Annotated in this window: 9 protein-coding genes; 6 read left to right on the top strand and 3 right to left on the bottom strand. The window is 61.6% G+C overall.

What is annotated here, in order from left to right:
* Positions 1-225: 225 nt before the first annotated feature.
* From AB5164_RS02365 to AB5164_RS02355, 3 genes are all read right to left on the bottom strand, one after another.
* Positions 226-1,068, bottom strand: a complete 843-nt coding sequence (locus tag AB5164_RS02365; RefSeq protein ID WP_368142462.1) for a Cof-type HAD-IIB family hydrolase — start codon at positions 1,066-1,068, stop codon at positions 226-228.
* Between the two features lie 87 nt (positions 1,069-1,155).
* Positions 1,156-2,574 (bottom strand): citrate synthase, encoded by a 1,419-nt coding sequence (locus AB5164_RS02360; RefSeq protein WP_368142461.1) that lies wholly within the window; start codon positions 2,572-2,574, stop codon positions 1,156-1,158.
* Between the two features lie 77 nt (positions 2,575-2,651).
* Positions 2,652-2,939, bottom strand: a complete 288-nt coding sequence (locus tag AB5164_RS02355) for an ACT domain-containing protein (protein WP_006235289.1) — start codon at positions 2,937-2,939, stop codon at positions 2,652-2,654.
* Positions 2,940-3,265: 326 nt separating this feature from the next.
* Between AB5164_RS02355 and rpmE the strand changes: the two genes are divergently transcribed.
* The 6 genes from rpmE (at position 3,266) to AB5164_RS02325 (ending at position 11,030) form a co-directional block, all read left to right on the top strand.
* Positions 3,266-3,691, top strand: a complete 426-nt coding sequence (gene rpmE, locus AB5164_RS02350) for a 50S ribosomal protein L31 (protein WP_006235303.1) — start codon at positions 3,266-3,268, stop codon at positions 3,689-3,691.
* Positions 3,692-4,037: 346 nt separating this feature from the next.
* Complete coding sequence (gene secA / locus AB5164_RS02345; protein WP_195521202.1) at positions 4,038-6,845, top strand: preprotein translocase subunit SecA; 2,808 nt, start codon at positions 4,038-4,040, stop codon at positions 6,843-6,845.
* A complete protein-coding gene (gene prfB / locus AB5164_RS02340) occupies positions 6,845-7,993 on the top strand; it encodes a peptide chain release factor 2 (protein WP_195521201.1) in 1,149 nt (382 codons plus the stop codon). Before secA ends, prfB begins: the two co-directional genes overlap by 1 nt.
* A 165-nt stretch (positions 7,994-8,158) precedes the next feature.
* Positions 8,159-9,049, top strand: a complete 891-nt coding sequence (locus AB5164_RS02335; protein ID WP_195247200.1) for a YitT family protein — start codon at positions 8,159-8,161, stop codon at positions 9,047-9,049.
* 207 nt (positions 9,050-9,256) lie between these two features.
* The gene (locus AB5164_RS02330) at positions 9,257-10,087 is read left to right on the top strand and encodes a transketolase (RefSeq protein ID WP_006235308.1); all 831 of its coding nucleotides are present in this window, start codon (positions 9,257-9,259) and stop codon (positions 10,085-10,087) included.
* A 1-nt stretch (position 10,088) separates the two neighbouring features.
* A complete protein-coding gene (locus tag AB5164_RS02325) occupies positions 10,089-11,030 on the top strand; it encodes a transketolase family protein (RefSeq protein WP_117769460.1) in 942 nt (313 codons plus the stop codon).
* Positions 11,031-11,686: the final 656 nt, after the last annotated feature.

Here is an 11,686-nt window from a genome sequence, read left to right as displayed (position 1 = left end):
TCCCTGCTGATCTTCTCGTGCAACAGCCTGGTGAGGTCCTCGGGGCGCTACGGCGAGTACTACCGGGCCTGCAGGGCGCGGGGCATGGGGCACGGGCGGGCGCTCAAGGCCGTCGCGAGGAAGCGGCTCAGGGCGATATACGCCGTGATGCGCGACCGGGTGCCCTACCGGGAGTAGCCCCGACGGTTGACAAAACTATAGGAACACCCAATGACTGACCAATGACTAGGCAAGGGCGGCCATGATGGTGCGGGCGACGCCGTCGTGGTCGTTGTCGTATTCGGTGATGGCGTCGGCGGCCTCGCGGTCTTCGGACTCGGCGTTGATCATGGCCATGCCGTGGCCCGCTGCCTGCAGCATGGGGATGTCGTTGATGTTGTCGCCGAACGCCCAGGCGTCGGCGAGACGCTTGCCCAGGTATTCGCATAGCCACGTGAGGGCCGTCCCCTTGGTGGCGCCCTCGCCCATGACCTCGATATTCATGGCGTACGAACGCGTGACCTCAATGCCTCCGAGCGTGTCGAGCGCCGTCGCGATGGCGTCGCGATCGGCCGGGTTGTGCCAGTACATGGCGATACGTTCGAGCGTCTCGACCTCGTCGATCTTGCTGTCGATATCCATGTCGATCGGCGTTCGTGTGCGCTTGAGTGAAGCCGCGATGTGGGGGTCACCGCCGCAGAACTCATCCAGGCGCCCGTATAGCGAGCGGGGGAGGAAGCACTGTCCATCCGCGAAGATATCGAAGGTCACATCGTGGCCGGCGGCAATGCGATGGATGCGGTGGGCAATGCCGCAATCGAGCGGTCGGCTCAAAATGCGCGTAGCACGTGAGGCGTCGATGGGCGTATCCTCGTCGAGCTGCCAGACGCTGGCACCATTGGCGCAGACCGCGTAGTGCACGGCAGGATGGGCGAGGATGGGCTCAAAGATGCCCGACAGCGGGCGCCCCGTGCAGGGCACAAACTCAATACCGCGGCGCGCAAGCTCGTCGAGCATCGCCCAGGTGGCGTCGCTCATCTGCTTATCACTCGTCAGCAGCGTTCCATCCATATCGGAAAACACAATCATTTGATGAAGCCCTTTCTACTGGCATAAAAAGCGTGGCCGAGGGCGATGATGCCCTGGCCACGCTCGGGTTCTATAACGGTCCGCGTCCTAGCGATCGGCGAGCGGCTTGTACTCCAGCGGCTCGATAACCGGGCGATACGCGGGGCGAATAATACGGTGCGCGCAGAAGAGCTCTTCCATGCGGTGTGCCGACCAGCCGGCCATGCGGGCGACGGCGAATAGCGGCGTAAAAAGCGTCTCGGGCACGCCGAGCATCTTGTAGATAAAGCCTGTGTACAGGTCGATGTTGGCGCAGATGGGCTTGGTCATGCCGTGGTCGCGCATCACCTGCGGTGCCAGGCGCTCAATGCGCTCGATGAGCGCGAACTCATCGCCCAGGTCCTTCTTGGCGGCAAGTGTGCGCGCGTAACGGCGGCACACCTCGGCACGCGGGTCGCTCAGCGTGTAGACGGCGTGGCCCATACCGTAGATGAGACCCGTGCCGTCGAAGGCCTGCTTGTCGAGAATCTTGCCCAGGTAGGCTGCGACCTCGTCCTCGTCCTCCCAATTGGAGACGTGCGCACGGATGTCCTCGTGCATAGACACGACCTTGGCATTGGCACCGCCGTGGCGCGGGCCCTTGAGCGAGCCGATAGCCGCGGCGTAGGCGGAATACGGGTCGGTGGCCGAAGACGACAGCACGCGGCAAGCGAAGGTGGAGTTGTTGCCGCCGCCGTGCTCGGCATGCAGCATGAGCATAACGTCGAGCAGCATCGCCTCATCGCGGGTGAACGCCATGCCGCCGCGCAGGACCTGTAGGATGGTCTCGGCGGTGGAGAGACCGGGCGTGGGGTGCGGCACGTGAACCTCGGAGCCGCGAAGCTTGGCGATCGAGGCCATGTGTGCGAAGGCGGCGATGCGCGGGAGACGTGCGAGCATGGAAATGGCGACGTCGATTTCGTGCTCGGGCGTGATCACGTCTGGTTCGGCATCGAAGGCGTAGAGCAGCAGCACGGCGCGCTGGAGCACGTTCATGATGCTCGACGACACCGTGGTCATGGGGAACTCTTTGACGTACTCGTCGCTCAGATGTCTAAAGGCACCTAGGCGCTCGCAGAAGCCGTCGAGCTCTTCCTTGTTGGGTAGCGAACCCGTGATAAGCAGATAGGCGACTTCTTCGTAGCCGTAGCGATTCTCGGCCTGGGCATTGTTGACCAGATCCTCGATGCTGTAGCCGCGAAGCGTGAGCTTGCCCTGATCGGGCACGACCTTTCCGTCGACCTTGTTGTAGCCGTGCACATCCGAGATACGAGTGAGGCCCGCGACCACGCCCGAGCCGTCAGCATTGCGCAGGCCGCGCTTGACATTGTGCTCTTCGAACAAGCCCTCGTCGTACGGGGCGGTCGGCAGGCCGTGGTAGAGGTTTTCGCTTTCGGGCGAAATCTGACGGCTCGCCTCGTAATCCAGAACCAGGCGGCTCAGGTGATCGTCGAAGCGGTAGTAGATTTTCTTGGCGTCGTAGGCCATGCGCACTCCTCTCCGGTCCGCTTTGGGGCCGCGCGCTTGGACGATATGACGTCAGGCTGCCCCGAGCGGCTTGTTCGCTACAGGCGGTACATAAAGTTAAAGACGTCCTCGCGCTGAATGGACACGTTGACGCCCGAAAGCTCGCCGGCCTCGGCCAGGGCCTTCTGCAGCTCGGCGAAGTCGAGCTTGGACTCGGCGGTGTCGGCCAGCATGGTCATGGTGAAGATGTCCTCGATAATGGACTGCGTGATGTCGCGGATGTCGACGTTGGCCTCGCCCAGAACACGGGTGACGCCGGCGACGATACCGGGGCGGTTCTTGCCAAGGACGGTGATGACGATGCGGGAGGACGAGATCTCGGCCATGGGAAACCCTTTCGCGTGTTGGCGGCGCGCGGCGGCGCTCCGCTACGGTACAGTGTTCATCATTGTACCTGTCCTGCGCAAAAAGGGGCACCTTTGCTGCGGCGTTACACGTCTGCAACATGGGAGAAGGGGCAAAGGCGCCCGTTTGCCGCGATTCGTCGTGTCGTCTGCTGTGCCTTGGGCGCGATGCACAACGCAAAGACCGTGAACCTTTTGTGGGACGCTCGACGCCGTGGTACCATAGCCGAGTTTGTTGTCTTGGTCGGAAACCAAGACGCCTTATGCGCTGATCGGTAACCAGCGCCTGACCAATAAGGAGTCCTACCATGAAGCAGGGTATCCATCCCCAGTATGTCGAGTGCACGGTGACGTGCTCCTGCGGCAACACCTTCAAGACGCACGCTACCGTGTCCGAGATGAAGGTTGAGCTTTGCAACGAGTGCCACCCGTTCTACACCGGCCAGCAGAAGTTCGTCGACACCGGTGGACGCGTCCAGCGCTTCGCCGACAAGTTCGGTGGCGCCGCTGCCGCCCAGCTCAAGAAGGCCGAGGAGGCCAAGGCTGCCAAGGCTGCCAAGGCTGCTGAGGCCGAGGCCGCTCGCAAGGCCGCCGCTGAGGCTAAGGCTGCCGAGAAGGCCAAGCGTGCTGCTAAGTTTGCCGAGGAGGCTGCCAAGCAGGCCGCCGAGGCTCCCGCAGAGGCTCCCGTCGAGGAGGCCGCTGCCGAGGCCGAGACTACCGAGGCTGCTGAGTAAATAGCTCGCCGCGGAATCACTCGCATTCATGGCATAAGGGCCGCGCATCCGTTTGGGTGCGCGGCCCTTTTCTTTTTATTGGTGCAGGCTAACCCGTTCCCATTGCACCAGATTGGTGCGAAGGGGACGGGTTGGTTTGCACCAAATGGCAGAGTGACGGCGTTTTCCCAGATAAAACCTGCCAAAATAAACCAGTCCCTTTTTGGCAGGTCGGTCGGGTCGTAGTTATTACGTGGCGGTCGAGGTCGACCGTATAGGCCGCGCCTTGTTTGGCTAAAGTACAATCATCTGTGTTTAACTCGCCCGCAGCTGCACGGCGTGGGCGATGGCCAAAAAGGAAAACCACATGGGATTCATGTCAAAGCTGCTGTCCTTTGGATCCGATAAGGACCTTAAGCGCTACTACAAGATCGTCGACCAGATCAACGGTCTTGAGCCCCAGTTTGAGAAGATGACCGAGGAGGAACTCCGCGCCCAGACCGATAAGTTCCGCGAGCGTTACGCCAACGGCGAGTCGCTCGACGACATGCTTCCCGAGGCCTTTGCCACCGTGCGCGAGGCTTCCAAGCGCATCACGGGCATGCGCCACTTTGACGTACAGCTCATCGGCGCCATGGCGCTTCATGAGGGTCATATTGCCGAGATGAAGACCGGCGAGGGCAAGACGCTCGTCTCCACCTTGGCCGGCTACCTCAACGCTATCGCCGGCAAGGGCGTGCATGTCGTTACCGTCAACGATTACCTGGCAAAGCGCGACTCCGAGTGGATGGGCCGCATCTACAAGTACCTGGGCATGACCGTCGGTCTGCTCCAGAACAACATGCCGCTCGAGCTCAAGCGCCCGGCCTACCAGGCAGACGTCACTTACGGCACCAACTCCGAGTTCGGTTTCGACTACCTGCGCGACAACATGGTCACCCGTCCCGAGCAGCGCGTGCAGCGCGGCCACCATTACGCCATCGTCGACGAGGTCGACTCCATCCTGATCGATGAGGCCAGAACGCCGCTCATCATCTCGGGTGCCGGCACCAAGTCCGCCAGCACCTACAAGGACTTCGCGCGTGCCGTGCGCGGCCTTGAGCGCGGCGAGGACGTGTCGCACGACATGCTCACCGCCACCGAGGACGTGGAGCCCACGGGCGACTATGTCATGGACGAGGCCAAGCACACCATTGCCGCCACCGAGCGCGGCCTTAAGAAGATCGAGCGCCGCCTGGGTATCGAGGACATCTATGCCGACCTTTCGGGCCAGCTGGTCAACCACCTGCAGCAGGCGCTGAAGGCCCAGTACATGTTCCATCGCGACAAGCAGTACGTGGTCACCAACGGCGAGGTCAAGATCGTCGACGAGTTCACCGGCCGCATCATGGAGGGCCGCCGCTATTCTGAGGGCCTGCACCAGGCCATCGAGGCCAAAGAGGGCGTGCTCGTACGCGAGGAGAACCAGACCCTGGCCACCATCACCCTGCAGAACTACTTCCGTCTGTATGACAAGCTTTCCGGTATGACCGGCACGGCACTTACCGAGGATGCCGAGTTCCGCGAGATCTACAAGCTGCCCGTCGAGGTCATCCCCTCCAACAAGCCCGTGCAGCGCGTGGACCACGAGGACCTGGTATATCGTACCATCCAGGCCAAGTACAACGCCGTTGCCGACGACGTCGAGCGACGTCACGCCAAGGGACAGCCGGTCCTGGTGGGCACCGTCTCCATCGAAAGCTCCGAGAAGCTGTCCGCCGCCCTTACCAAGCGCGGCATCGCGCACGAGGTTCTCAACGCCAAGCATCACGAGCGCGAGGCCCACATCGTTGCCCAGGCCGGACGCTACGGCGCCGTGACCATCGCTACTAACATGGCCGGTCGTGGTACCGACATCCTGCTGGGCGGCAACCCCGACGAGCTGGTGCGCGAGCGCCTTGAGTACGAGGGCCTGACCATGGAGGACGTGACGCCCGAGCAGCTCGAGCAGTTTAACGCCGAGGCCAAGGAGACCTGCAAGGCCGAGCGCGAGCGCGTGCTTGCCGCCGGCGGCCTGACCGTTATCGGAACCGAGCGCCACGAGTCCCGTCGTATCGACAACCAGCTGCGCGGCCGCTCCGGTCGTCAGGGCGATCCGGGCGAGACCCAGTTCTACCTGTCGCTCGAGGACGACCTCATGCGCCTGTTCGGCGGCGACAAGATGGACCGCGTCTCCAAGATGATGGTCACGGCCGACATGGGCGACGACATGCCCATCCAGCACAAGATCATCTCCAAGGCCGTCGAGAGCGCCCAGCACAAGGTCGAGAGCATCAACTTCTCCATGCGTAAGAGCGTCCTTGAGTACGACGACGTCATGAACAAGCAGCGCCAGGTCATCTACGCCGAGCGCAATAAGATTCTGGACGGCAAGGACCTGACCGACCACATCACCGAGGTCATGCACGACACCGTGTACCGCTGCGTGCAGGAGTTCTGCACCAAGGACAGTCACGATGGCGAGCGCGACCTGGAGGGCCTGCGCAAGTGGGTTGTGGAGCTCACCGGCCACATCGATACGCCGAAGTTCCCCGACGAGGATTATGAGGCCCTGGCTGCCGATGTCCTGGCTTACGTAGAGAAGTGCTACAACATGAAGGCCGAGCGCTTGGGCGAGGACCTGATGCGCGAGCTCAACACCCAGGTCATGCTGCGCGTCATCGATACCCGCTGGATGAACTACCTGCAGGAGATGGACTACCTCAAGACCGGCATCGGCCTGCGCGGCTTTGGCCAGCGCGACCCGCTGGTTGAGTACAAGACCGAGGCCTACGGCGCGTTCCAGATACTCGTCGATACCATGTACGAGGATTACCTGCGTACGGTTCTGCGCATCGAGATCAAGGCTGCCCCGCGTGCCGTGGAGCACAAGGAGGAGCCCGCGCTCGAGGGTGCGCACTTCTCCGGTCCTGCCGAGGTCGATGGTGACAACGGCGGCTCGGTGCTGCGCAAGCAGGCGCAGGTGCAGGCCCGCACAGCTGTCCAGGGTGGTCCGGCTGCCGTCAACAACGGTGGCAAGGTGACCACCTATCGCAAGTCCGAGAGCGACGATCCGTACGTCAACGTGGGCCGCAACGACCCGTGCCCCTGCGGTAGCGGCAAGAAGTTTAAGTACTGCCACGGCAGGAATCGTTAATGGCTGAGGCTTTAGAGGTAACGCCCGCCGAGCTGGACGCGTTTGCGGACCGGCTCGGTGAGGTCGAGTCGTATCTCCACCTGGACGAGAAGCGTACCCGCGTGTTCGAGCTCGAGGCCAAAAGTGTTGCCCCTGGCTTTTGGGATGACGCCGACGCCGCCCGTGCCACCATGGAGGAGATCGCGCGCACCAAGGAAGATATCGCTGCCGTGGACACCGCGCGCGGCGAGCTTTCCGATGCCCGCGCCGCGCTGGAGCTTGCCGAGGAGATGGGGGATGACCCCGACGCCGCCGCCCTTCGCGAGGAGGCTGCAGCCACGGCTGAGCGCCTGGCCCGTGCCATCGATGAGCTTGAGCTTTCGAGCTGGTTTACCGGTGAGTTCGATCACGGCGATGCCATTGTGACCATCAAGCCCGGACAGGGTGGTCTGGAGGCCCAGGACTGGACCTTCATGCTCTTTAAGATGTACATGAAGTACTGCCAGCGTCGCGGCTGGAAGGTCACCATCAACGACTGTCCCGCGGCCGAGGTCATCGGCATTGACCGTGCGACCTTTACCGTCGAGGGCAAGGACGCATTTGGCATGCTGCGCGCCGAGGCCGGCGTCCACCGCTTGGTTCGCATTAGCCCCACCGACGACAAGAAGCGCCGCCAGACCACGTTTGCCGGCGTCGAGGTCATCCCCGTGCTACCCGATGATATCGACATCGAGATCAGTCCCGATGACATCCGCGTGGACGTGTACCACGCGAGCGGCCCGGGCGGTCAGGGCGTCAACACCACCGACTCCGCCGTGCGCGTGACGCATTTTCCCAGCGGCATTGTGGTCACCTGCCAAAACGAGCGCAGCCAGATTCAGAACAAGGCCGCGTGCATGCAGATCCTCAAGGCTCGCCTGTACGAGATTGAGCTCGAGAAGCGCGCCGAGGCGCTCGATGAGATCCGCGGACCCAAGACCACGATTGGTTTTGGCAACCAGATTCGCAGCTACGTGCTCTACCCGTACCAGATGGTCAAGGACTTACGCACGGGCGTGGAGACCAGCAATGTCGAGGCCGTCCTTGACGATGGCGACCTGGACCCGTTTGTTATTGGCTACCATCGCTGGGCTACCGGCAACGCCGATGCAGAAGGCTCGGAGGTCTAAAACATCGGGTGGCTTCAAGCCGATGCCAAGCCCAACGGTTGGACGGGTTTGTATCCAGAATAAACCCTGCGCAGGGGTGGTTTTTGTCCGGCGGATCGGTAGAATCGAATACAAGAAGAAGTTCAAAGCGCATCCGTTTGGGTGCGCTTTTTTGAGGGAGGCAGCATGGCATATCGTCTGGACATCAAGCGCATTCTTTCGATGAACTTCTTTCACGACCTGCCCCAGATCATGTTGGGGTGTGCCTTGGCCGCCATCGCGACCGACTTGTTTTTGATTCCCAACGGTCTTGCCGCCGGTGGCGTTACGGGCCTTGCCACCATTATCCAGGCGGTCGGCGCGGCGCGCGGCCTATCGCTTCCCGTTGGTATTCAGACGATCGTGATGAACGCCTTGCTGTTGTTGGTCGTTATGCGCGAGGGCGGCATGTTCTACGTGGTGCAGACCGCGACGGGCTTTGTGCTGCTGGGCTTCTTTACCGATCTGTTCGCCCCGTTTGTAGCACCTCTGGCGGATGCGGACCTGATGCTCCCTGCCATGTGGGGCGGCATTATTACGGGCATCGGTTACGGCATGGTGTTGCGCGCCGGCGCCAACACCGGCGGCTCGGACACGATTGGCCAAATCATCTCGCGTAACACCTCGCTGCCGGTGGGCTCGACCGTCATGGCGATCGATGTTGCCGTATGCGCGCTATCGGCTCCGGTCTTTTCAATCGAAAACGCACTGTATGCAGGCCTTTCGATGGTCATTAGCGGCTACGTGATCGATGCCGTGGTCGATGGTGGCAACAAACGCCGTATGGTACTCATCATCTCGGACAAGTTCCCTGATATCGCTGCCGATATCATGTATGGCCTGGGTCGTGGTTGTACCAAGTTTAAGGCGACTGGCATGTATTCGGGTGCCGAGAAGCCAGTGATTATGGTCATCGTGAGCCGTCGAGAGCTCAATACCCTCAAGACGATCGTGCGCGAGCGCGATCCTCATGCCATCGTGACGGTTGCCGACGTTACGGAAGCCTTCGGCGAGGGATTCAAGGACATTAGCGCGTAGGGTCGATCGCGTTCCATCCAAAAGACGTTCACATTGATAAACCGTTTCATCAGCGGTTCTGCCTGCTAAATTGTTCAAATAATGATAAAAACTCTGGTAAAGCCATCAGTTTCCAGCATAATGAATGACGTACGTGCATTGCGGCTGTGTTGGGATTACCTTCGGTGCCGTGCGCATTTTGTCTAATGAGGATGAAAGGAAGGCACAATGAGCGACGAAGAGCTCAAAAAGGTTGCCAACGAGGTAAGGAAGGGCATCGTCACCGGCGTGCACGCTGCCAAGTCCGGCCATCCGGGCGGTTCGCTCGGCGCTGCCGACATCATGACCTATCTGTACTTTGAGGAAATGAACGTCGACCCGGCCGATCCCCGCAAGGCCGATCGCGACCGTTTTGTGCTCTCCAAGGGCCATTGCGCTCCGGGCCTGTACGCCGTGCTCGCCGAGCGTGGGTTCTTCCCCAAGGAGGATCTCGAGACGCTGCGCCATATCGGCAGCCACCTGCAAGGTCATCCCAACATGAACGACACCCCGGGCGTCGATATGTCCACCGGCTCGCTCGGCCAGGGCATCTCCGCCGCCGTGGGCATGGCGGTTGCCGCCAAGCACTGGGGCGATACTTACCGCACGTACGCCCTGCTGGGTGATGGCGAGAGCGAGGAGGGCCAGGTCTGGGAGGCAGCCATGTTTGCCGGCAACCAGCAGCTCGATAACCTCTGCGTGATCGTCGACCACAACGGCCTGCAGATCGACGGCCCCGTCGAGGAGGTCAACGACCCCATGCCGCTCGCCGACAAGTTCCGCGCCTTTAAGTTCCACGTGGTGGAGCTTGCCGACGGCAACGATTTCGATCAGATCCGCGCCGCCTTTGCCGAGGCCCGCGCCACCAAGGGTCAGCCGACCGCCATCATCGCCGAGACCATGAAGGGCAAGGGCGTTTCCTTTATGGAGAACCAGGTTGGTTGGCACGGCAAGGCCCCCAACGATGAACAGTTTGAGCAGGCCATGGCAGAGCTCACGGCCGCCGGAGAGGAGCTCTAGGATGGCAGACGTCAAGAAAATCGCCACGCGCGTAAGCTACGGCGAGGCCCTCGTCGAGCTCGCCAACGAGCACGATGACTTTGTGGTCCTCGACGCCGACCTGGCTGCCGCCACGCAGACCGGCAAGTTCAAGGCAGCCTGCCCCGACCGCTTCTTCGATGTGGGCATTGCCGAGAGCAACCTGATGGGCGTCGCCGCCGGTATCGCGACCACCGGCCGCGTTGCCTTCGCGAGCACCTTTGCCATGTTCGCTGCCGGTCGCGCCTTTGAGCAGGTCCGCAACTCCATCGGCTACCCGCACCTCAACGTTAAGATCGGTGCCACGCATGCCGGTATCTCGGTGGGCGAGGATGGCGCCACGCACCAGTGCTGCGAGGATATTGCCCTCATGCGCGTCATCCCCGGCATGACTGTGATCGTTCCTGCCGACGACGTCGAGGCCCGCGCCGTAACGCGCGCCGCCTACGAGTGCGACGGTCCGGTGTACATGCGCTTCGCTCGTTTGGCCTCGCCGGTTATCAACGACCCCGAGACCTACAACTTCGAGTTGGGTAAGGGCATTGTCATGCGCGAGGGCGCCGACGTCACCATCATCGCCTGCGGCCTGATGGTCGGCGAGGCTCTCGAGGCCGCCGAGCAGCTCGCTGCCGAGGGCATCGACGCCGAGGTCATCAACATGCACACCATCAAGCCCATCGATGCCGACCTGATCGTCAAGAGCGCCACCAAGACCGGCCACGTCGTGACCGTCGAGGAGCATTCTGTAATCGGTGGCCTGGGCAGCGCCGTTGCCGACGTCCTGTGCGAGCAGTGCCCGACGCCCCTCAAGAAGATCGGCGTCAACGACACCTTTGGCGAGTCCGGCCCGGGTGCCGAGCTCTTGCACAAGTATGGCCTGGACGCCGCCAACATCGTGGCGACCACCAAGGAGTTCTTGGCATAAGGCAAGGCGGATCTCAAGGACTGCTTCGCCAGAACTATGGAAACCCGGCAGGGGCGCTCTCTTGGAGAGCGCCCCTGTTTCAGTTGCGGTGAAATAGGGACTGATTAGACCTTTTAACTGGTAAAACAGTCCCTATTTCACCGCAACTCATGAAGACGCCCCTCAAGCACGGTCCCATCAGGAAAAAGGGCATATATCGACAAAGCGCAATTCAGACCCTTCCAGCTTTGTATATGCAGCACCTCAAGATAAACGCAGCGACCCCTTAGTTATCGCAGGCCGGACACAGGGTTACTCTCCAAATCTTTCCGCAGGACGGAGGAGCCCCCGCCGCACGTAGTGCGCAGCGGGGGCTCCGACATGTCCGAGGACGATTTGGAGAGTAACCCTGTGCACGGCCGACGGGATCCCTAAGCACGCCATGCTTCTTATGTGCAGCAAAGCTAATGCTGCTAAAATACAAAGCGCTCATGTAGTTTAAACGCACGACGATAAGGAGCACCAGTGGGTAACCACTTCCGTACCTCCGGTGCGGGCGATGATGCCCCCAAGACGCAGGCAGGCGTCCAGGGCAGTCGTTTCGCCACTCCGGATTCAGAGGGCCAGCCTGTTGCTCAGGCCCCCGCTCAGCCGGCAGATCAGGCACAGCCGGCATC

The sequence above is a fragment of the Collinsella aerofaciens genome, from assembly GCF_040915425.1.
GTDB lineage: Bacteria > Actinomycetota > Coriobacteriia > Coriobacteriales > Coriobacteriaceae > Collinsella > Collinsella aerofaciens_BW.
Note: the sequence above shows the minus strand (reverse complement) of the source record. Positions and strands in the feature narration are given on the sequence as shown.

Excerpts from the sequence above, each read along its gene's own strand:
- AB5164_RS02335 (WP_195247200.1), top strand. The coding sequence starts at position 8,159 with ATGGCATATCGTCTGGACATCAAGCGCATTCTTTCGATGAACTTCTTT.
- AB5164_RS02365 (WP_368142462.1), bottom strand. The coding sequence starts at position 1,068 with ATGATTGTGTTTTCCGATATGGATGGAACGCTGCTGACGAGTGATAAG.
- AB5164_RS02355 (WP_006235289.1), bottom strand. The coding sequence starts at position 2,939 with ATGGCCGAGATCTCGTCCTCCCGCATCGTCATCACCGTCCTTGGCAAG.
- rpmE (WP_006235303.1), top strand. The coding sequence starts at position 3,266 with ATGAAGCAGGGTATCCATCCCCAGTATGTCGAGTGCACGGTGACGTGC.
- AB5164_RS02325 (WP_117769460.1), top strand. The coding sequence starts at position 10,089 with ATGGCAGACGTCAAGAAAATCGCCACGCGCGTAAGCTACGGCGAGGCC.
- secA (WP_195521202.1), top strand. The coding sequence starts at position 4,038 with ATGGGATTCATGTCAAAGCTGCTGTCCTTTGGATCCGATAAGGACCTT.
- AB5164_RS02330 (WP_006235308.1), top strand. The coding sequence starts at position 9,257 with ATGAGCGACGAAGAGCTCAAAAAGGTTGCCAACGAGGTAAGGAAGGGC.
- prfB (WP_195521201.1), top strand. The coding sequence starts at position 6,845 with ATGGCTGAGGCTTTAGAGGTAACGCCCGCCGAGCTGGACGCGTTTGCG.
- AB5164_RS02360 (WP_368142461.1), bottom strand. The coding sequence starts at position 2,574 with ATGGCCTACGACGCCAAGAAAATCTACTACCGCTTCGACGATCACCTG.